The sequence below is a fragment of the Devosia lucknowensis genome (assembly GCF_900177655.1).
GTDB classification, from domain to species: Bacteria; Pseudomonadota; Alphaproteobacteria; order Rhizobiales; family Devosiaceae; genus Devosia; species Devosia lucknowensis.
Map to the genome: position 1 here is coordinate 1,050,009 of NZ_FXWK01000001.1, position 21,088 is coordinate 1,071,096.

General features: G+C 63.3%; 19 protein-coding genes and 1 pseudogene. 12 read left to right on the forward strand and 8 right to left on the reverse strand.

Features of this window, described 5'->3' with window-relative positions:
* Positions 1–24: 24 nt before the first annotated feature.
* The 4 genes from tpiA to CCK88_RS04960 all read left to right on the forward strand — a co-directional run bounded on the left by tpiA (position 25) and on the right by CCK88_RS04960 (position 3,571).
* Positions 25–768 carry a triose-phosphate isomerase gene (gene tpiA / locus CCK88_RS04945; protein WP_086469389.1) on the forward strand — a complete coding sequence of 248 codons (744 nt, stop codon included), beginning with the start codon at positions 25–27 and terminating at the stop codon, positions 766–768.
* Between the two features lie 143 nt (positions 769–911).
* Positions 912–1,475, forward strand: a complete 564-nt coding sequence (gene secG, locus CCK88_RS04950; RefSeq protein ID WP_086469390.1) for a preprotein translocase subunit SecG — start codon at positions 912–914, stop codon at positions 1,473–1,475.
* Positions 1,476–1,586: 111 nt separating this feature from the next.
* A complete protein-coding gene (locus CCK88_RS04955; protein WP_086469391.1) occupies positions 1,587–3,215 on the forward strand; it encodes a CTP synthase in 1,629 nt (542 codons plus the stop codon).
* A gap of 179 nt (positions 3,216–3,394) precedes the next feature.
* The gene (locus CCK88_RS04960; RefSeq protein WP_086469392.1) at positions 3,395–3,571 is read left to right on the forward strand and encodes a DUF4169 family protein; all 177 of its coding nucleotides are present in this window, start codon (positions 3,395–3,397) and stop codon (positions 3,569–3,571) included.
* A gap of 136 nt (positions 3,572–3,707) precedes the next feature.
* Here the strand turns inward: CCK88_RS04960 and CCK88_RS04965 are convergent, their stop codons facing one another.
* Together CCK88_RS04965 and CCK88_RS04970 are read right to left on the reverse strand one after the other, a co-directional pair.
* Complete coding sequence (locus tag CCK88_RS04965; protein WP_086470817.1) at positions 3,708–4,700, reverse strand: serine hydrolase domain-containing protein; 993 nt, start codon at positions 4,698–4,700, stop codon at positions 3,708–3,710.
* Between the two features lie 75 nt (positions 4,701–4,775).
* Positions 4,776–5,207, reverse strand: a complete 432-nt coding sequence (locus tag CCK88_RS04970; protein WP_244557429.1) for a VOC family protein — start codon at positions 5,205–5,207, stop codon at positions 4,776–4,778.
* A gap of 90 nt (positions 5,208–5,297) precedes the next feature.
* Between CCK88_RS04970 and CCK88_RS04975 the strand changes: the two are divergent.
* Positions 5,298–6,253 (forward strand): annotated as a pseudogene (locus CCK88_RS04975) (NAD-dependent epimerase/dehydratase family protein).
* Positions 6,254–6,356: 103 nt separating this feature from the next.
* Entirely contained in the window at positions 6,357–7,634 is a 1,278-nt protein-coding gene (eno, locus tag CCK88_RS04980) for a phosphopyruvate hydratase (RefSeq protein ID WP_086469394.1), read from the forward strand.
* Positions 7,635–7,710: 76 nt separating this feature from the next.
* Here eno and arr read toward each other — a convergent pair whose 3' ends face one another.
* A complete protein-coding gene (gene arr, locus CCK88_RS04985; protein WP_086469395.1) occupies positions 7,711–8,124 on the reverse strand; it encodes an NAD(+)--rifampin ADP-ribosyltransferase in 414 nt (137 codons plus the stop codon).
* Positions 8,125–8,301: 177 nt separating this feature from the next.
* Between arr and CCK88_RS04990 the strand changes: the two genes are divergently transcribed.
* A complete protein-coding gene (locus tag CCK88_RS04990; RefSeq protein ID WP_086469396.1) occupies positions 8,302–8,892 on the forward strand; it encodes a hypothetical protein in 591 nt (196 codons plus the stop codon).
* An 8-nt stretch (positions 8,893–8,900) separates the two neighbouring features.
* Here the strand turns inward: CCK88_RS04990 and CCK88_RS04995 are convergent, their stop codons facing one another.
* From CCK88_RS04995 to CCK88_RS05005, 3 genes are all read right to left on the reverse strand, one after another.
* Positions 8,901–10,376 carry an AMP nucleosidase gene (locus tag CCK88_RS04995; RefSeq protein ID WP_086469397.1) on the reverse strand — a complete coding sequence of 492 codons (1,476 nt, stop codon included), beginning with the start codon at positions 10,374–10,376 and terminating at the stop codon, positions 8,901–8,903.
* Positions 10,377–10,685: 309 nt separating this feature from the next.
* Positions 10,686–11,114 (reverse strand): DUF1801 domain-containing protein, encoded by a 429-nt coding sequence (locus tag CCK88_RS05000; protein WP_086469398.1) that lies wholly within the window; start codon positions 11,112–11,114, stop codon positions 10,686–10,688.
* Between the two features lie 4 nt (positions 11,115–11,118).
* Positions 11,119–11,727 (reverse strand): DUF1176 domain-containing protein, encoded by a 609-nt coding sequence (locus CCK88_RS05005; protein WP_170926358.1) that lies wholly within the window; start codon positions 11,725–11,727, stop codon positions 11,119–11,121.
* Positions 11,728–11,802: 75 nt separating this feature from the next.
* Between CCK88_RS05005 and folD the strand changes: the two genes are divergently transcribed.
* Positions 11,803–12,705 carry a bifunctional methylenetetrahydrofolate dehydrogenase/methenyltetrahydrofolate cyclohydrolase FolD gene (gene folD / locus CCK88_RS05010; RefSeq protein ID WP_086470819.1) on the forward strand — a complete coding sequence of 301 codons (903 nt, stop codon included), beginning with the start codon at positions 11,803–11,805 and terminating at the stop codon, positions 12,703–12,705.
* Entirely contained in the window at positions 12,702–13,250 is a 549-nt protein-coding gene (locus CCK88_RS05015; RefSeq protein ID WP_086469399.1) for a DUF1643 domain-containing protein, read from the forward strand. Before folD ends, CCK88_RS05015 begins: the two co-directional genes overlap by 4 nt.
* A 154-nt stretch (positions 13,251–13,404) precedes the next feature.
* On the opposite strand, the gene CCK88_RS05020 is transcribed toward CCK88_RS05015, so the two are convergent.
* Both CCK88_RS05020 and metH read right to left on the reverse strand, forming a co-directional pair.
* Complete coding sequence (locus CCK88_RS05020; protein ID WP_086469400.1) at positions 13,405–13,740, reverse strand: hypothetical protein; 336 nt, start codon at positions 13,738–13,740, stop codon at positions 13,405–13,407.
* 138 nt (positions 13,741–13,878) lie between these two features.
* Positions 13,879–17,634, reverse strand: a complete 3,756-nt coding sequence (metH, locus tag CCK88_RS05025; RefSeq protein ID WP_086469401.1) for a methionine synthase — start codon at positions 17,632–17,634, stop codon at positions 13,879–13,881.
* 231 nt (positions 17,635–17,865) lie between these two features.
* On the opposite strand from metH, the gene CCK88_RS18755 reads away from it, so the two are divergent.
* The 3 genes from CCK88_RS18755 to tmk all read left to right on the forward strand — a co-directional run bounded on the left by CCK88_RS18755 (position 17,866) and on the right by tmk (position 21,066).
* A complete protein-coding gene (locus CCK88_RS18755) occupies positions 17,866–18,915 on the forward strand; it encodes a septal ring lytic transglycosylase RlpA family protein (RefSeq protein WP_280173808.1) in 1,050 nt (349 codons plus the stop codon).
* Between the two features lie 57 nt (positions 18,916–18,972).
* A complete protein-coding gene (locus CCK88_RS05035; protein WP_244557430.1) occupies positions 18,973–20,115 on the forward strand; it encodes a D-alanyl-D-alanine carboxypeptidase family protein in 1,143 nt (380 codons plus the stop codon).
* Positions 20,116–20,379: 264 nt separating this feature from the next.
* On the forward strand, positions 20,380–21,066 hold the full coding sequence (tmk, locus tag CCK88_RS05040) for a dTMP kinase (RefSeq protein ID WP_086469402.1): 687 nt from the start codon (positions 20,380–20,382) through the stop codon (positions 21,064–21,066).
* The last annotated feature ends 22 nt before the right edge of the window (positions 21,067–21,088 follow it).

Sequence of the window (21,088 nt, forward strand, 5' to 3'; positions counted from 1 at the left end):
GCAGGAGTAGCAAGATTGACGACCATGTCACCGCTGATCGCAGGAAACTGGAAGATGAACGGCCTTACGCACTCGCTCGACGAGCTGAGTGAACTGGCGCGCCTCCTGACCACCGGTGAAGCGCCGCGGGCCCTTGTCGTCGTTTGTCCACCCGCCACTTTGCTGGCCGCCGTCGCGGCTCAGGGCGCCTCGAGCGGCATCATCGCAGGCGGGCAGGATTGCCATGCCAACGCTTCGGGCGCTCATACTGGCGACATTTCCGCCGGCATGCTGGCCGATGCCGGTGCCCAATATGTCATCGTCGGCCATTCCGAGCGCCGCAATGACCATGCCGAAACCAGCGACACCGTCCGCGCCAAGGCGGAGGCTGCCATCGGATCCGGCCTCAAGCCGATCATCTGCGTCGGCGAAACCGAATCCCAGCGCGACGCCGGAGAGGCCGAGTCCGTGGTGGCCGGCCAGCTCGCCGCCTCCATCCCCGATGCCGCCGAACAGCATGAAGTCATCGTCGCCTACGAGCCCGTCTGGGCCATCGGCACTGGCCGTACCCCCACGCTCGATGAAATCAGTCAGATGCACAATGCCATCCGCGCTCGCCTTGCCGACCGCTTCGGCGAACGGGGCGAGACGATCCGCATTCTCTATGGCGGTTCACTCAAGCCCCAGAATGCCCGCGAGATTCTGGGCGTGGACAACGTCAATGGCGGACTGGTGGGTGGTGCCAGCCTCTTGGCAAAGGACTTCTATACGATTATCTCCGCCGTATAGTTCGAGCGGCGCGTGCCCGGTCGCGGCGAAATTCGCCCCGACCCGCTGGTATTTGCCGTTGGGGTTGTGTATGACCCCGCATCCTTTCCAAACCGGGCGAGGCCTTTCGGCACGTCCGGAACTGACGCGAAGACAAGAGATTCATGGCCAACGTATTGCTCGTCGCCTACCTGCTGATCGTGCTGGCGCTGATTGTCGTCATCCTGCTTCAGCGCTCCGAAGGGGGTGCCCTGGGCATTGGCGGCGGCGGTGGCGGCGGTCTGATGACCGCGCGTGGTTCTGCCAATCTGCTCACGCGCACCACGGCCATCCTGGCCACCCTGTTCTTCGCGCTGGCCATCGGCCTCACCATCATCAACGAACTCGATCGCGGCACCTCGAGCATTCTCGATAGCGCCCGTTCGGCTCAGGACGGAGAAGCGCCGACCACGGTTCTTGATGCGCTGAACGCGCTTGGCGCCAACGAAACGTCGGACCTGCCCCTGCCGGCCGACACCACGACGACGCCTGCCACCGGCACGCCGGCTACCACCGTCCCGGCCAACGACCTGCCGGTCCCCCAGGCTCCTGCTGCCGAAACGCCCGCTGCCGGCACTTCGACGACGACCGCGCCGGCTGCCGAAACCCCGGCAGCGACCGGTACCGACGCCGGAGCTGCTGCGGCTCCGACGAACGAACAAACGCCCGCGGCGCCTGCGGGCAACTGATCCGCCGCAAGGCGACTGTGAAAAGGGGATGGAAACATCCCCTTCTTCTTTTTGTGTAGAGCGGCGATCCCGCTCTGCGAATCGACAACGATATGCTTATGGTGATCGCCCATGGCTCGGTACGTATTCATCACCGGAGGCGTGGTTTCCTCCCTTGGCAAAGGTCTTGCTTCGGCGGCGCTTGGCGCCGTGCTGCAGGCACGCGGCTATAAGGTCCGCCTGCGCAAGCTCGACCCCTATCTCAACATCGATCCGGGCACGATGTCGCCCACCCAGCACGGCGAGGTCTTCGTCACCGATGACGGTGCCGAGACTGACCTCGATCTCGGGCACTACGAGCGCTTCACCGGTCGTGCCGCCAACAAGCGCGACAACATCACTTCGGGTCGCATCTATTCCGATCTCCTGGCCAAGGAGCGTCGCGGTGAATTCCTGGGCGCCACCGTCCAGGTCATTCCGCACGTCACCGACTCGATCAAGCAGTTCGTCCTCGACGGCAACGAGGACTACGACTTCGTGCTCGTCGAGATCGGCGGCACCGTGGGCGATATCGAAGGCCTGCCGTTCTTCGAGGCCATCCGTCAGCTCGGCAACGAACTGCCGCGCAACCACGCCGCCTATTTGCACTTGACGCTGATGCCCTACATTCCCTCGGCCGGCGAACTGAAAACCAAGCCGACCCAGCACTCGGTGAAAGAGCTGCGCTCCATCGGCATCGCGCCCGACGTGCTGCTCGTGCGCTGCGATCGTCCGATTCCGGAAGGCGAGAAGAAGAAGCTCAGCCTCTTCTGCAACGTCCGCGAAAGCGCCGTTATCCAGGGCCTCGACGTCGGCTCGATTTATGACGTCCCCATGGCCTACCACAAGGAAGGCCTCGACCGCGAAATTCTCGCCGCGCTCGGTATTGCCGATGCGCCAGAGCCGGACATGTCGGCCTGGGAAGACGTCTCGAACCGCTACCACAACCCCGAAGGCGAAGTGAACATCGCCATCGTGGGCAAGTATACCGGCCTCAAGGACGCCTATAAGTCGCTCTCTGAAGCCTTGACCCACGGTGGCATCGCCAACAAGGTCAAGGTCAACCTGCAGTGGATCGACTCGGAAGTTTTCGAGCGCGACGATCCCGCTCCCTATCTCGAACACGTCCACGGCATCCTCGTGCCCGGCGGCTTCGGCGAGCGCGGTTCGGCCGGCAAGATCGAGGCGGCGCGCTTCGCCCGCGTCAAGGACGTACCCTATTTCGGCATCTGCTTCGGCATGCAGATGGCCTGCATCGAAGCCGCGCGCAACACGGCCGGCATCAAGGCAGCCTCGTCCACCGAGTTCGGCCCCACCAAGGAAGCCGTGGTGGGCATGATGACCGAGTGGGTGAAGGGCAACGAGAAGGAAAGCCGCGCCAGCGATGGCGATCTCGGCGGCACGCTGCGCCTCGGCGCCTATCCCGCCCAGCTGACCCGCGGTTCGCGCGTCGCCGACATCTATGGCTCCACCCGCATTTCCGAGCGCCATCGTCACCGCTACGAAGTGAACATGGACTATCGCAAGGTCCTCGAAAAGAACGGCCTGCTGTTTTCCGGCGTCTCGCCCGATGGCACGCTGCCCGAAATCGTCGAGCGCACCGATCACCCGTGGTTCATCGGCGTGCAGTTCCACCCCGAACTCAAGTCCAAGCCCTTCGAGCCGCATCCGCTGTTCACGAGCTTCATTTCCGCAGCAATGGAACAGAGCCGGCTGGTCTGAAGCCAAGCCGTTTTCGAAGGGGGCCAGTTCCCCTCGCGGCGCTGCCCTCGGGCTTGACCCGAGGGCCACTGGCAATCTCGCATGCGCCGGCTATGGTCTCCAGGTCGAGCCCGAGGACGGCACGGTGCTGGGCGGGGCAAGGGTACCATGCTAAGCTCTTCCAGTCTGGAGATCGCCCCATGGCCGAAATCATCAATCTCCGCACGGCCCGCAAGGCCAAGGCACGAACTGCCAAAGAGGTTGCCGCCGAAGCCAACCGCCTGAAATTCGGCCGCACCAAGGGCGAAAAGCTCAAGGACGCCACGGAAAAGGCGCGAGCCGAAAAACACATCGACGGCCACAAGCGAGACAATTGACCCGTGTTCTGCTCACCCTCTCCCTTGCGGCAAGGGTAGTGCAGCCAGGCCGAAGGCCGTAGCGAAACTGGGGTGGGAGTGGCTCGGCGTTACGCCGATGACTCCCGCCCTCTATCCCAGTCCTGAAAGGGACAATCTAGTCCGCACGCACATCCGTGATGATCTCACCCAGCAGCCTATGCAGCGCGTCACGATGGCCATTGCCTGCGGAAGGCGCATTTTCATCCGAGGTCATGACCACTGTGAGGTTGAGGTCAGGCACGACATAGAGCATCTGCCCGCCATAGCCCCAGGCATAGCGCACATCCTCGCCGCCGATTTCCCTCAGGAACCAGCCATAGCCGTATCCGTCGCCGGTGAAGCGCGAATTGGTCCGCTCGCTCCAGGATTGCTCGATCCAGTCTTCCGAGATCACGCGTGTCCCGTCGGGTGCCAGTCCCCCGTTGCGATAGACTTCCCCGAATGCCAGCAGCGAGCGCGGGCTCATCGCCATCTGGTTGCCACCGAGGTACACGCCTTGCGGATCACGCTCCCAGCCGCCAATGCCGAAATCAGGCACGCCGTCGAACCAGTCGCGGGCCAGCGAAAGCGTTGATTGACTGCTTTCCTCGGTGAGGATTGCCGAGAGCAGGTGCGTCGACCCGGTGGAATAGAGCATCCGCCCGCCAGGATCGGTTTCGAACGGCTGGGCCAGGGCATTGCGGACCCAGTTTCGGCTGGCGACCCAGCGGCCGTAATTGGCGCCCGAAGTCGGTGTCAGCCCCGCCTGCATCGAAAGCAGGTTACCAATGGTGATGTCGTTGATGCGGGGGTCGGCGTCTTCGGGCAGGTCGTCCGTGAGGATGCTCGCGACCGTCTGGTCGACGCCGTCAAGCACGCCCTTGTCGATGGCGATGCCGACCAGGGCCGAGATGACCGTCTTGGAGGCCGACTTGATATTGGTCGGATCATCGGGCGAATGCCCGTTATAGCCGCGCTCGGCGATCACGTCGCCGTCCACTGAAACCAGAACGGTCTCGAGCGGCTCGAGCACATCGGCGCGTTCGAGCGTGGCTTCGAGGTCCAGGGATTGAGCCAAGGCGGGCAGGGGAGCGACAAGAAGGAGGGCAAGTGGCAGGAAGCGTGTCATCATGCGCAAGCCATTGCGGCCACTTGCGGCAAAATCATGTGCATCACCAGAGATTTGGTGATGCCAGGCGCAACATTACCAGTCGACCTGGCAAACCACGCCGTCAGCACCGAACTGCATGCTGTCGGGCGTATACTGGAAAATCTCGATCTTGACCCCACTCGGATCGGCCAGCCAGCACTGCCAGGTATGATCGACACCAAGCTTCTTGTCGGTCACCGCAACGCCCTTGGCGCGCGCATTGCTCATGAAGGCGTCGATGTCGTCGGTTTCGAAGCAGATGTGATTGATCTGATTGCTGTCCTCGAAGCGGCTTTCGCCTTTAAGGAAGACCTCGACGAAGGTCCGGTTGCCGAAATCGAGGTAGAACCCGATCCTCTGCTCGCCACGCTTGAAGTCGAATTTCGGCGCCACCCCGAGCACGTCACGATAGAACGCCTCGACGGCGTCGAGGTCGCGGGCATAAACGCAGGTATGTGCAACCTGTTTGACGAGGGGCTTGTTCAAGATGGGTCCTCCGGAATCGTCGGACTGGACAGTCCGCGCTGACATGTTAGGACAGCTCCATCATCTAGGCCAGCCCGGGAGGAGAAGGCGATGTCACGCATTGTCGTTATTGGCGCCTCGGGGCATATCGGCAGCTACCTTGTCCCGCGGCTCGTTCGGGCGGGCCACGATGTGGTCGCGGTGTCCCGCGGTGCCAGCACGCCCTACCTGCCGGACCCGGCCTGGGCGCGTGTGGATAAGGTCGTCATCGATCGCGAAGCTGCCGAACGCGAAGGCGCTTTCGGCGCCCGCATCGCCGACCTGCGTGCAGATGTCGTTATCGACAATATCTGCTTCACCTTGGACAGTGCCCGCCAACTGGTAGAAGCCTTGCGGGGCAGGGTCCAGCAGTTCATCCATATCGGCACGATCTGGACGCACGGTTTTTCCGAAGTCGTCCCGACGCCCGAGGACGTCATCAAGCGACCTTTCGGTGAATACGGCGTGCAAAAGGCCGCTATCGAGGCGTATCTGCTCGGTCTGGCGCGGCGCGAAGGGTTTCCCGCGACCATTCTCCATCCGGGTCATATTGTCGGCCAGGGATGGACGCCGCTCAATCCGGCCGGCAATGGCGACATTGCCGCCTTTGCCACGATTGCGCGCGGCGAGACTTTGGCCCTGCCCAACTTCGGCATGGAAACTGTCCATCACGTCCATGCTGACGACATTGCGGTCCTGGCCATGCAGGCGATGGGCAATTGGAGCGCGGCTACCGGCGAGGCGTTCCATGCGGTTTCTCCGGGTGCAGTGACGCTGCGCCATTATGCCGAGGAAATGTATCGCTGGTTCGGTCGCGAACCGGCGCTGAGATTTGACTCCTGGGACGAGTGGAAGGCCATGCAGGCGCCGGAAAACGCTGAGGCGACCTGGGATCACATCAGTCGCAGTCCCAATGCAAGCATCGACAAGGGGCGTCGCCTGCTGGTTATGCGCCGCGCTACACATCGCTCGCGGCAGTGCAGGAATCGGTGCAGTGGTTGGTCGCCAACGGCAGGCTCGCGCTCTAGCGGCGCCTCCTTGCGCAATTTTTGCGACTTTCCCCTTTTCTCTGTCACAAGGCCCGTCTAGACAGGCATCCACACCCCAAGATGCTTTCCGGGAAGGGCTCGCATGTCTTCAATCATCCACGTCAATGGCCGCCAGATCTATGACAGCCGCGGCAACCCGACCGTCGAGGTCGATGTGGTGCTCGATGATGGCAGCTTCGGCCGTGCCGCCGTTCCCTCGGGGGCCTCGACCGGCGCGCACGAGGCGGTTGAACTGCGCGACGGCGGCAAGCTCTACAACGGCAAGGGCGTGACCCAGGCCGTCGAGAACGTCAACAATACGATCGCCGACGAACTCCTTGGCATGGACGCGCTCGATCAGCTGGCCATCGATAAGGCGATGATCGAGCTCGACGGCACGCCCAACAAGGGCAAGCTCGGCGCCAACGCCATTCTGGGCGTATCGCTGGCCGTCGCCAAGGCTGCTGCCGAATCGAGCGAATTGCCTCTTTACCGTTATATCGGCGGCCCGAATGCGCATGTCCTGCCCGTGCCGATGATGAACATCATCAATGGCGGCGAGCACGCCGACAACCCGATCGACATGCAGGAATTCATGATCCTGCCGGCCGGTGCCAAATCCATTGCCGACGCCGTCCGCATTGGTTCGGAAATCTTCCACACCCTCAAAAAGGGTCTTTCTGCCGAAGGCCACAACACCAATGTCGGTGACGAAGGCGGCTTCGCTCCGAACCTGGCATCGGCCGACGAAGCCCTCGGCTTCATCATGCGCTCGATCGAAAAGGCCGGTTACAAGCCGGGCGAGGACGTGTTCCTCGGCCTCGATTGCGCTGCCACCGAATATTACAAGGGTGGCAAGTACGAGATGAAGGGCGAAGGCAAGTCGCTCTCCTCCGACGAGAACGTCCGCTTCCTTGAGGACCTGGCCAACCGCTACCCGATCATCACCATCGAGGACGGCATGGCCGAGGACGATTGGGATGGCTGGAAGGCGCTGACCGATGCCATCGGCAAGAAGGTGCAGCTGGTGGGCGACGACCTGTTCGTGACCAACACCAAGCGCCTCGTCTCCGGCATCAAGATGGGCGTCGCCAACTCGATCCTCGTCAAGGTCAACCAGATCGGCTCGCTCTCGGAAACCCTCGACGCCGTCGATACCGCGCACCGCGCCAGCTACACCTCGGTCATGTCCCACCGCTCGGGCGAAACCGAAGATTCGACCATTGCCGACCTCGCGGTCGCGCTCAACTGCGGTCAGATCAAGACCGGCTCCCTCAGCCGTTCGGACCGCATGGCCAAGTACAACCAGCTGATCCGCATCGAGGAGCAGCTCGGTGGCTCGGCCAGATATGCCGGCTATTCGGTGGTCAAGGGCCGCTGATCGGTTCGCCGCCCGTTACGGAAAAGCCCGGTGGCCACACCGGGCTTTTTTGTTGATTCAGCGGACGGTCCGCTTGCTAGTCTATCGCCTCGATCCCGGCCTTCCGTGCCCGCTCGACACCCTCGCGCATGCGCTCGAGCTGCTCGGGTGGATGACCGGTCCAGGTCTCGACTTCGCCGACGATTTCGAGCGGCGCCTGGCTGCGATACGACTGCGTGATATTGCCGGGAAATTTCTTGTCCGTGAGGTTGGGGTCGTCCACGAACGTCCCGGTCGGCCGCACGACATAGATGCGTTGCCGCCCCTCGCCCTGGGCGAGTTCGGCGCCCCAGATCGCCGCTTCCAGCGTCGCCGCGAAGTAAATCCACGAGGCCGGCTTGCCCGCCCCGAAGTTTGATCGGAAACCGGGCGAAATCTGCCCGCCGATGGGCAGGTCAGCTCGTGTCCCATGATAGAAAACGGCGTCCGCCGGTTGTTCCGCGGCATACATGGCATGCTCCTCTGCGTCAGAGCATACGCCATACACCCGTCCCGGGGCCTTGAAGCAAGCCGGTCGTGATCCATATCTCAGTGGTGAGCAGGGCCTCGCCCACGTATTTTCTCTCCAGCACCAAGATCGCGCTGCTGCCCCGCGTCTCATCAGCAAAACCCCTTTCAGGAGCTGCAGATGAAGACCTCCCTCGCCACCCTTGTTCTGGCCTTCGGCCTTGCTGGCCCCGCATTTGCCCAGTCCGAGGCCATCTGGTCCCCGTGCCTCGATGCCGAACCGACGATGGAAGGGCTGATCGGCGCCTTGCAGGCGGAAGGCTGGGCGTTTCCGACATCAAATGAAGAGCATGTCCGCAACCTGCAGGCCGCCGCCGAGGCGCTGTTTGCCATGCAGAACTTGCCCAACGTCGCCACCGGCCCCGAATATGACCGGCATATCGCGCTCGCCCATGAAACGGGCGAAGCCATGCTGATCGATGCGGCCACCTTGCAGCGCGACGGTCTGGTCGTCGCGGTCGAGGCGGTCGAAAGCGGTGGCGGCATGATCCGGTGCACCTTTGCCGGCAACGAGTTCGAGGAAGTCGCCTACGCCTTCGACGGCGGTGGCGATGACATCCGCACCGTCAATGGTCACGAGATCGTGACGGTCGCGCCTCCCGATGCCGCGACCGTCACTGACATCACCCTCTACCGTCTGCTGGCGCCCGCCGACGCCACGGCAGAGGCACGCGGCACCTTCGCCGCCATCGCCATCCGCCATCTGCAATAGCCCTGAGTCTACTGGAACGCCGTCTCGGCAAAACTCCTGAGCTTGCGCGAATGCAGCCGCTCGGCCGGCTGGTCGCGCAGGATTTCCATCGCGCGCAGTCCCACCAGCAGATGCTGGCTCACCTGCGTGCGATAGAAATCCGAGGCCATCCCCGGCAGTTTCAGTTCGCCATGAAGCGGCTTGTCCGACACGCACAGCAGCGTCCCGTAGGGAACGCGGAAGCGGAAGCCGTTGGCAGCGATCGTCGCCGATTCCATGTCCAGCGCCACGGCGCGCGACTGGCTGAGCTGCCGCGTGATGGCGGTCTGGTCCCACAATTCCCAGTTGCGATTGTCGAATGTCGCCACCGTACCGGTGCGCATGATCTTCTTGGTTTCCACGCCCTCGGTGTGGGTGATCTCCTCCACGGCCTGTTCGAGCGCCACCTGCACTTCGGCCAGCGCCGGGATCGGCACGCTCAGCGGTAGGTCGGCATCGAGCACATGGTCCTCGCGCACATAGGCATGCGCCAGCACGTAGTCGCCCAGTTCCTGGCTGTTCCTCAGCCCTGCGCAGTGGCCGAGCATGATCCAGGCATGCGGGCGCAGCACGGCGATGTGGTCGGTGATGGTTTTCGCGTTTGAGGGTCCGACGCCGATATTGACCATGGTGATGCCTTTGCCGCGCTCGGCCACCAGGTGATAGGCCGGCATCTGCGGCACGCGCACCGGCGTCTGTCCGGTTACGCCGCCCCCGGTCAGCATGTTGTCGGTCACCACGTTTCCGGGCTCGACGAAGCGCTGATAAACGTCGTGGCCGCCCTTGAGGTGCTCCTTGGCGATGCGGCAGAACTCATCGATGTAGAACTGGTAGTTGGTGAAGATCACGAAGTTCTGGAAATGCTCGGCATCAGTGCCGGTGTAATGCGCCAGCCGGAACAGCGAATAGTCGACGCGCGGTGCCGTGAACGCGGACAGCGGATACGGCCCGCCCCGCGGCGGCACATAGGTGCCATTGGCGATCTCGTCGTCGGTATTGGCAAGGTCGGGCGCGTCGAACAGGTCGCGCAGCGGAATGTCGAGCGCATTGATGGTCGAACCATCGACATGGTCGCGCGGCCCGAGCGCGAAATGCAGCGGGATCGGCGTTTCGCTCTCGCCCACATCGATGGTGCCGCCATGGTTCTTGAGGATGACGGCGAACTGCTCCTGCAGATACCCCTTGAACAGGTCCGGCGCCGTCACCGTCGTGCGGTAGAGGCCCGGGGAATGGAGATACCCGTAGGGCAGGGTGCTTTCACCTTTGGAATAGCTCGTCGAGCGCACTTCCACCTGCGGATAAAAGGCGCGGACGCGCCCGCTCGGCGCCTCCCCGCGACTCAGTGCTTCAAGGTGCGAGCGGATGAAATTGCAGTTGCGATGATAGATTTGGGCGAGGTGCGCCCACGCAGCCTCCGGATCGGTGAAGCTTTTCTTGTCGAGACGCGGTGGGCTGAGTGTCTTCATGGGCTCCTCTGGCGCGGCCCGCGGATCGGGCAGCAAGGTTGGAATCGTCGCTTTTATCTCGCCCAATATAGAAGCCGCATGACGGCTTCTCAACGTGACCCGTCCGGCACTCCGGAATAATCACACTTCGGTGACCCGCTCTTTTCTTGCCGCAATTGCTGACCATCTTTCCGGTCAGTTCATCGGCGACGCAAACGACCCATGCACCGGTGAGCGGGAAGCGGTTTGTCGCATGTCCCCCAAGCCCTCAACAGCGCGGTGGACCGCATCCCATAGAGGCCGCCCGGCAGCAGTGCCGAGGCGGCCTTTCTATTCCGGATAGGCCTTCTGCATCCGCGCATAGGCGTGCACGGTAAGTTCCCTCAGGACGGCATGGTCGATATCGGCGAGCCGCTTGACGTAAAGGCAGGATTTCCCGGCCTTATGCTTGCCCAGCCGGGCCAGAAGCGAGGCTTGAGGCTCCCCGTCCGGTGCGTCGCTGCCCAGCAGGTAAAGGCTGATGTCGCCCTTGCGCGGCGCAAAGCCGATGCGAAAGGCATCCCATTCATGGCCCGATGCGTAACGATAGTGATACTGTCCGAAGCCCACCATCGTGCCCCAGAGCACGGGCTCGTGCCCGCTCACGTCGGCCATCATAGCCAGCAGCTCCCGCGAATCGGCGCGTCTGGTGGGGTCTTCGATCTGCGCCAGATACGCATCGACATCACCGGAATGGGGCTTGGTCTTCTGCTCGGCCATCGGCTCAACCCTCCCGGTAGTCGACGACGGTCTCCGGGTTGGCTTCGCCATCGTAGCTGGCGTCGATATCATACTGCTGCAGCGAAAAGTCGCCTTGGTCGAACACCCACCAGCCGGTCGAGGACGCATCGCCGATGCCGCGCCACAGCGAATGCGCGGTTATCGTCTTGCTATCGGGGTCGAACTCGGAGTTGACGAGAAAATTCGATGTGCCCATGCCGGTGACCTTGAGACTTTCCAGCGGGGCGTCGCCATCATCCGCCTCGCCATATTCGGTCTTGTAGGTCGGCGTGGCGAAACTCAGCGGCATGAGCCCGTTGAAGTCCGTCAGGATGTAGTAGGCGTGGTTTACGTTATAGGCGCCCGACATGCACCAGACGCGAAACAGCGTGACCTCTTCGGGCTCGGCGTTTTCATCCCACGATGGCTGGTAGGTAAATGTCCAGCTCCGGAAAGCGTCTTCCGGGTCGTAGGGCTGGGCATCCGGCTCGCACCAGTCACCACCGGCCAGGGCATGAAGCTTCATCACCCTCTTTTCCATCGAGGCATCCTGGGCCAGGGCCGGCGAGACCAAAACCGCCAGCAATGGCAGGCAAAGCAATGGACGGATCATCGAGCATCCCTTATGTCGAAGCCAAACTGCGGGAAGCGCTCCCGCACCCAGCCATTCAAGCAGATCGGGGCCGATATGACCGCAAAAATCATCGACGGGAAACGTTTTGCCGAAGAACTGCGCGGTCGCATCGCCGGCCATGTCGAGCGCCTCAAGGCCGAGCACGGCATCACCCCCGGTCTGGCAGTGGTCATCGTTGGTCACGATCCAGCCAGCCAGGTCTACGTGTCCTCGAAGGCCAGGCAGACCGCCGAAGTGGGCATGAACTCCTACAAGTACGAACTGCCCGAGGACGTGTCCGAGCTCGATCTGCTCGAACTCATTCGCCGCCTCAACGACGACAAGGCCGTCCACGGCATCCTCGTTCAGATGCCGGTCCCCAGACACATCGATCCCAACAAGGTCATCGAAGCCATCGATCCTGCCAAGGATGTGGACTGCTTCACGCCCGCCAATGTCGGCAAGGTGCAGATCGGCCTGGCCGGCCCGGTGTCCTGCACGCCGCTCGGCTGCCTCATGCTGTTACGCGATGAACTCGGCAGCCTCGAGGGCAAGCATGCCGTCATCATCGGCCGCTCCAATCTCGTCGGCAAGCCGATGATGCAGCTGCTGCTGCGCGACAATTGCACGGTCACTGTCGCCCATTCGCGCACCAGGGACCTCGCTGCAGTGGTGCGTCAGGCAGACATCGTCGTTGCCGCTGTCGGTCGTCCGCAGATGATCAAGGGCGATTGGATCAAGCCCGGCGCCGTCGTCATCGATGTCGGCATCAACCGCATCGATGCGCCCGAGCGCGGCGAAGGCAAGACGCGTCTTGTTGGCGATGTGGATACCGCTGCTGCCTCCGAAGTCGCAGCCGCCATCACGCCTGTGCCCGGCGGCGTCGGTCCCATGACCATTGCCTGCCTCCTGGCCAATACCATCACCACCGCCTCGCTCATCAACGGTCTGACTCCGCCGAGCGACCTGACGGCATGAGTTCCGCCCTGCACGACCCGGGCGGCAAGGTCCGCCTGCGCCTGGGCGAAGGGGTCCGGGGCGACGCCGTCATGAGCGCCGATGGCCGCTATCGCCAGCGCATGCGCCGCTGGCTGGGCGAAACCTTCCCCGAGCGCTACATCGTCTTCATCGGCATGAACCCGTCCACTGCCGACGCCACCGTCGACGATCCGACCTGCGCTCGCGAATGGACCTTTGCCCGACGCGAAGGATTTTCCGGCATGGTAAAATGCAATGTCGGCGACTATCGAGCCACCGATCCGAAAATGCTGGTAGCCTCGGGCATTTCGGCCGTCTCACCCGCCAATCTGCCCATGATCCGTGATGCGGCGAGGGGAGCAGCGCGCGTCGTCCTCTGCCACGGCAAGCTCAACAAGGCACTGGCCCCCGCCGGTCGCGAACTCGTCGACACCCTCCGCGCCGACGGCATCGACCTCTGGTGCTTCGGCTCCAATGGCGATGGTTCGCCCAAGCATCCCCTCTATCTCAGGGCAGATACGCCGCTGGTGCGGTTCCCAGGCTAGCTGCCTGCTTATCCCCTTCTCCCCTTGCGGGAGAAGGTGCCCGAAGGGCGGATGAGGGGTCTCTTCCAGCGCCGAGTTCGCGAAGGATACCCCTCATCCGTCTCGCGCTACGCGCGATCCACCTTCTCCCGCAAGGGGAGAAGGCAGGGGTGACCTACCCCACCAGCACGAACATTCTTGCCACGGTATGATCCCGCAGTGCCTGCGCCGGCAGCTTGCCTGTCAGCGCCGCGACCACCTGCGCCGTGTCCTTGACCGCGCTGGCATCCACCACAACCCGCGAAAAAGCCGGCCGCATGTCGCGCCGCCGTTCTTCCAGCAGGTTGTAAAGCTGCGCCCGCACATCGGTCTGCGCCGCGCACGCGACACAGGTATCGCCATCGGCGTGGCCGTGGCCGGAATTGGCGGGTAGACGCAGCAGGGCCGTGTCCGCGTCGAGGGCGACAAGCTGACCGGGTTCGGTGACGAGAGTCACGGGGATGGGCTGCATGTTGGTCTCCTGAGAAGAGCCCCCACCTAGCCTCCCCCTGAAGGAGGGGGAGGGACTTATCGAGTCCGCCTCGGTGGCGGTGGACCACCGGACGGCTCCTCCCCCTGTTTCAGGGGGAGGTTGGGTGGGGGTGCCGACTTACTCCGCCGCCACCCGACCCGGCATGTAGTTCAAGATCGGCCCGAGCCAGCGCTCGACCTCTTCCACGTCCATGCCCTTGCGCTGTGCGTAGTCATGCACCTGATCGCGCTCTACCTTGGCCACACCGAAATAATAGGCGTCCGGATGGCTGAAATAGAGCCCGGAAACCGACGAGCCCGGCCACATGGCGTAGCTCTCGGTCAGCGTCACGCCCACCGTGTTCTCGGCGTCGAGCAGGCGGAACAGCGTCGTCTTTTCAGTGTGGTCAGGCTGGGCAGGATAACCTGGGGCAGGGCGAATGCCCTGATAGGTTTCGAGAATGATGTCCTCGGGCGTCAGCGTCTCGTCGGCGGCATAGCCCCAGAGCTCACGGCGCACCTTCATGTGCATGAACTCGGCCAGCGTTTCCGCATAGCGGTCGGCCAGGGCCTTGACGAGGATCGACGAGTAATCATCGTTTGCCCGCTCGAAGCGCTCGGCGATCGCGACTTCTTCCAGGCCGGCGGTAACGACGAAGCCGCCTAGATAGTCGGCCTTGCCCTCTGGCGCCACGAAGTCGGATAGTGCCATGTTCGGCTTGCCGTCCCGCTTGGACAATTGTTGGCGCAGCGTGAAGAACGTTGCCAGCTCGGCGCGGCGATCCTCGCCGGTGAACAGCCGCACGTCGTCGCCGACGGCATTGGCCGGCCAGAAACCGACCACCGCCTTGGGTTTGAACCACTTCTCATCAATGATCTGCTTGAGCATCGCTTGCGCATCGGCCCACAGCGCCCGCGCGGCCTCGCCCTGTTTCTCGTCCTCGAGAATGGCGGGGTAGCGACCCTTCAGCTCCCACGTCTGGAAGAAGGGCGTCCAGTCGATGTACTGGGCCAGTTCCGCCAGGTCGAAATCCGCGAACACCCGGGTTCCGAGGAACGACGGGGCAGGCGGGGTGTAGCTGGTCCAGTCGGGCTTGAAGGCGTTGGCCCGGGCCGCCTCGATCGGTAACCGGCGCTTTTCCTGTTCGGCACGCTCGTGCGCCGCGGCGGCCTTGGCGTATTCGGCCCGCACCTGCTCGATGAACGTCACCTTGGTGTCATCAGACAGCAGGTTCGAAACCACGCCAACGGCGCGGCTGGCGTCGTTGACATGAACTGCCTGGCCGCGCGCATAGCGCGGATGGATTTTCACCGCCGTGTGCACGCGGCTGGTCGTCGCCCCGCCGATCAGGAGCGGGATATCAAAACCTTCGCGCTCCATTTCGGCCGCTACATGCACCATCTCGTCGAGCGAAGGCGTGATGAGGCCGGACAGCCCGATGACATCGACATTCTCCGCCTTGGCGGTCTCCAGGATCTTCTGTGTGGGCACCATGACGCCCAGGTCGATGATTTCGTAGTTATTGCAGGCCAGCACCACGCCCACGATATTCTTGCCGATATCGTGCACGTCGCCCTTAACTGTCGCCATCAGCACCTTGCCGGCGCTGCTGCGGCCCGTGGCGCTGCCATTGGCGGCCTTCTCGGCCTCCATGAAGGGCAGCAGATAGGCCACGGCCTGCTTCATGACGCGCGCCGATTTCACCACCTGCGGCAGGAACATCTTGCCCGAGCCGAACAGGTCGCCGACCACGTTCATGCCCGCCATCAGCGGTCCCTCGATCACGTGCAGCGGCCGCTCGAATGTGGTGCGCGCTTCCTCGGTGTCGGCCTCGATGAATTCGGTAATGCCGTTGACGAGTGCATGGGTAATGCGTTCGGCCACCGGCAGCTCGCGCCACCTGGTGTCCTTGACCTTGCCTTCGCCGCCAGCCTGGCCCTTGTAGCGCTCGGCCAGCTCCAGCATCCGGTCGGTCGAATCCGCGCGCCGGTTGAGGATCACGTCCTCGCAGGCCTCGCGCAATTCCTTGTCGATGCTTTCATAGACGGCGAGCTGCCCGGCATTGACGATACCCATGTCCATGCCGTTGCGAATGGCATGGTAGAGGAACACCGCATGCATGGCCTCGCGCACCGGCTCATTGCCGCGGAACGAGAAGCTGAGGTTGGAAATACCGCCCGAGATATGCACATGCGGCAGCTGCTCGGTGATTTCCCGCGTCGCCTCGATGAAATCGACGCCGTAGTTATTGTGCTCCTCGATACCCGTCGCCACCGCGAACACGTTGGGATCGAAGATGATGTCCTCGGGCGGGAAGCCCACGACCTCGACGAGGATCTTGTAGGCCCGCGCGCAGATGTCCACCTTACGCTGCCTCGTGTCGGCCTGTCCGGTCTCGTCGAACGCCATCACCACCACGGCGGCGCCATAGGCCTTCACGAGTTTGGCGTGGTGGATGAACTGCTCTTCGCCTTCCTTGAGCGAGATCGAGTTCACCAGCGCCTTGCCCTGCACGCATTTGAGCCCGGCCTCGATCACGTCCCACTTGGACGAGTCGATCATGACAGGCACCTTGGCGATGTCGGGCTCGGCGGCCAGGAGGTTGAGATACTCGATCATCACCTGCTGGCTGTCGATCAGGCCCTCGTCCATGTTGATGTCGATGACCTGCGCACCATTGGCCACCTGGTCCCGCGCCACATCGAGCGCCGCGGTATAGTCACCCGCCGTGATCAGCTTCCGGAACCGGGCCGATCCCGTGACATTGGTGCGCTCGCCGATATTGACGAAGGGAATGTCGCTGGTCAGCGTGAATGGCTCGAGCCCCGCCAGCCGCAACAGCCGCTCGGCCTGGGGCACCTGGCGCGGCTTGAAGCGTGCGGCCGTATCGGCGATGGCGCGGATATGATCGGGCGTCGAGCCGCAGCACCCCCCGACGATGTTGAGCAGCCCGTCGCTTGCGAAGGCCTCCAGCTGCCGCGCCATCTGCTCGGGCGTTTCGTCATAGGCGCCCATTTCATTGGGCAGGCCCGCATTGGGATAGGCGCAGATGAACGTGTCCGCGACCGCCGACAGTTCGGCGATATGGTCGCGCATCAGGTCCGCGCCCAGCGCGCAGTTGAGCCCGATGGTGATTGGATTGGCGTGCCGCACCGAATACCAGAATGCCGTCGGCGTCTGCCCCGACAGCGTGCGCCCCGAAAGGTCGGTGATCGTGCCCGAAATCATGATCGGCACGTCGATGCCGCGGTCTTCGAACAGGCGCTGAGCCGCGAAGATGCCGGCCTTGGTGTTCAGCGTATCGGTGATCGTCTCGAACAACAGAAGGTCCGCGCCCGCATCCACCAGTCCGCGAATGGCCTCGCCATAGGCCGCCACCAGTTGGTCGAAGGTGATGGCGCGATGACCGGGGCTGTTGACGTCGGTCGACATGGACGAGGTCTTGTTGGTCGGCCCGAGCGCGCCCGCCACGAAGCGCCGGCGCCCGTCCTCTGCCTCGGCGCGGATCGCCGCGCGTCGCGCGACCACCACGCCCTGGTAGTTGATGTCGTAGACTGCGTCCTCGCAGGCATAGTCCGCCTGTGCCACCGAGGTTGCCGAGAATGTGTTGGTCTCGACGATGTCGGCACCCGCCATGAAATAGGCGAAGTGGATATCCTCGATCATCCTGGGTTCGGTGATGACGAGGAGGTCGTTATTGCCCTTGAGCGGATGGCTCCAGTCCTTGAAGCGCTCGCCCTGGAAATTCTCCTCGGTCAGGCCCAGCCGCTGGATCATCGTGCCCATCGCACCATCGAGCACCAGGATGCGCTCGGCCATGGCGCGGCTCAGCGCCGAGCGAACCTCGTTCCAGTCCGGAATGATGGGCGTGTCGTTGATGGGGGAGGGGCTCATCGCCGTCCTCGCTTTCTCTACTGGGCAGGCACAGGGAGGGTGCTGCGCCGATCACATAAAGATATCTTTATATCAGTCAAGCGCCAATGGCCATCCCTGCTGCCGCGGGGCGGTGCTCATCGCTGCCTTAACTCCCTCTAAACCGTAAAATTGTTCCTTAATTTGAAACACTCTCTTTGCCGGCTATGCTCCCGCGCGAAGACCTGTGTTTTGCAAAGAGTATTGCGTACCGTGACGACCTCCTGGCGCAGCGCCGTCCGTGTCATTGGCCTTTCGGCTCTCCTCATGCCCATGATCGCGGCCTGCGCGACGGGCGGCGGCCTCGGGGCCACCGTCAAGCGGGCGGCTTTCACCTCCAGTGAATACGGCGTCGCCGTATCGCCCCGGGTCACCAGCAATCCCAATCCGCCGCGCGGCGGCGGGCGCTATCAGGTCGGCAAGCCCTACACGGTCCGCGGCGTCACCTATGTCCCGCAGGAAAACCCCACGGGATACTCGTCCACGGGCAAGGGCTCCTGGTACGGTTCGGATTTTCATGGTCGCTACACGGCGAATGGCGAAATCTTCTCGGCCAATGCCATCACCGGCGCGCATCCCACCTTGCCGCTGCCGTCATATGTCCGGGTGACCAATCAGGAAAACGGCCGCTCGCTGATTGTCCGCGTCAATGATCGCGGTCCCTACCTTCCGGGTCGCGTCATGGACCTGTCCTATCGCGCTGCTGCCATGCTGGGTTACGTTACCAAGGGGTCGGCATCCATCAAGGTCGATTATGTCGGGCCCGCTCCACTGGAGGGCGATGATACCCGGACCCTCGTGGCCAGCTACAACGGTCCCGCCAATTTTGATACCGGCGTTCAGGTCGCCAGCGCCGGCGGCCAGAGCGATCGCAGCCTTGCCGGCATGACCGCAAACTTCTTCACTGGCCTCTTTTCTTATGCCGATACGACGCCGCAGCAGGCCGACGCCGCCATCGGCACGGCGCATGCAGCCGTCAATGCCATGGCGGGCGGTAATGCCGAGCTGGCCGCATGGGCCGCATCCGTCGATGAGGATAGCCGCGCGATCACAATGGCGCTTGGCGTCTATGCCGATCCGGCAAACGCTGCCAATCTTGCCCAGCAATTTGCGCTGCTCGGCGCCGTCACCGAAGAAGCGGTTGAGGTCAGCGGTCGCCCGGCGACCCGTCTCACTCTGACGCACCTCAAGCCCGGTGCGACGGCGGACGATGCTCTGGCCTTGGCGCGTCAGCTTGGCCTTGGAGATGCTGTCATCTATTGATGGCAAGGACTGGCTGGCCCTCCGCATGTGCCGGGCTGGCGGATAGGGGGACTGCCTGTGAGAATACTGCTCGCCATCGCGCTGTTTCTGGGATTGGCGGTCCAGGCGTCTGCCCAGGCTGAATTCGAAACCAAGGCGCGCTTCGCCGTCCTCATGGACTACGAATCCGGCACGGTCATCTTCCAGAAGGATGCCGATCTCAGGCTTGAGCCGGCCAGCATGACCAAGCTCATGACCCTGGCTGTCGTTTTCAACGAGATCAGGGCAGGGCGCGTCAGCCTCGACGACGAGTTCTTCGTCTCCGAAAATGCCTGGCGCACCGGGGGTGCCTCGTCCGGCGGGTCGACCATGTTCGCCGAGCTCAATTCCCAGATCCGCGTTGAGGATCTGGTCCGCTCCGTCATCATTCAGTCCGGCAATGATGCCGCCATCGTGCTGGCCGAAGGCATTGCCGGCTCCGAGGGCACCTTTGCCGTGATGATGAACGAGCTGGCCGGCCAGATTGGGCTGGATGGCTCCAACTTCACGAACTCCACGGGCCTGCCCGATCCCAACGAATATTCGACGGCCCGCGACCTGGCCGAGATCGGTCGCTACCTCATCCGCGAATTTCCCGAATACTACCACTACTTCTCCGAGCCGGAGATGGAGTGGAACGGCATCAAGCAGGCCAACCGCAATTCGCTGGTCGAAATGGGCATCGGCGTCGATGGTCTCAAGACCGGTCATACGGAAGCGGCCGGTTACGGTTCTGTCACCTCGACCGCCCAGGGCGACCGGCGTCTGGTGGCCGTTGTTCATGGCCTGACGTCCATGCGCGAACGCACCGAAGAGGCGCGCAAGCTGCTCACCTGGGGCGCCCGCGCCTTCGAGCGCTTCACGCCCTATGCCGAGGGGCAGGTGGTGGCCTATGCCGATGTCTACGGCGGGTCGAGCCCCAACGTCGCTCTCGTCGGCAAGGGCGAAATCGCGCTCTACCTGCCGCGGGGTTCCCGTCAGTGCCTCAGCGCGACCGTCAGCTATTCCGCGCCGCTGCTCCCGCCGGTCAACCAGGGCGCTCAGGTCGCCGAACTGCGCGTGTTCTGCAACGACCAGCTGGTTCAGTCGACGCCGCTCTTCGCTGCCGAAACGGTCGCGCAGGGCGACCTTGTCCGCCGGGCAACGGATGCCCTGAAGCAATTGGCGTTGGGCTGGCTTTGATCCGGCCCGATCCTGAGGAGAGGCCACGGACGTCTCTGTTCCTTATTACCCTTCTCCTTGAGGAGAAGGTAGCATAGCGAGGCCTTCGGCCTGTAGCGGAGCGGGCGAGGGGTAACTCGGCGCGTCACCGGTGGCCTCTCCCTCGGTCCCTCCCCCTTCTAGGGGGAGGTTGGGTGGGGGCCTTTTTCAGCCACCGACCCCTCCTATCTTTCCCCATCCACCGCGGTGCCCTAAAAAGAACCGGACCAAGGAATCATCCTGCCCATGCTCGAAGCGCCAAATCGTCGTCCTGCTCGCTTCATCACCTTCGAGGGCGGTGAAGGCGTGGGCAAGTCCACGCAGGTTCGGCGGCTTCTCAACAATCTGGGCGATCGTGACATCGAGGCCGTGCGCACGCGCGAGCCGGGTGGCACGCCCAAGGCCGAAGCCATCCGCTCCTTTATTCTCCAGGGCCGTTCCGAAGAATGGGGCGCCGGGGCGGAAGCTGTACTGTTCGCCGCCGCTCGCCTCGATCACGTCAATCAGTTGATCGCCCCGAACCTGGCCAAGGGCACCTGGGTCATTTCCGACCGCTTCTGCGACAGCACCCGCGCCTATCAGGGGCTGACTGGTGGCGTGAATGACGGCCTGATCGATGCCCTCGAGAACCTCGCCCTCGACGGGCATGTCCCCGATCTCACCATCGTCCTCGACATGGATCCGGCTCTCGCCTTCAAGCGCGTTGAGCAGCGCGCCGTCGAGGATGGGCTGCAGCTGACGGGCGACCGCTTCGAGAAGGAGGAGCTGGATTGGCACCAGCGCCTGCGTGAAAACTTCCTCGATATCGCCGCAAACAATCCCGATCGCTGCGTCGTCCTCTCGGCCGAGCAGGGCGAGGAAAAACTCGAAGCGGCCATCTGGGAAGTCGTCAGCGGCCGTTTCCCTGAGCTCCAGACCGGTCCGGTCCAGTGACCACCGCCCTCGGCCCCAATCC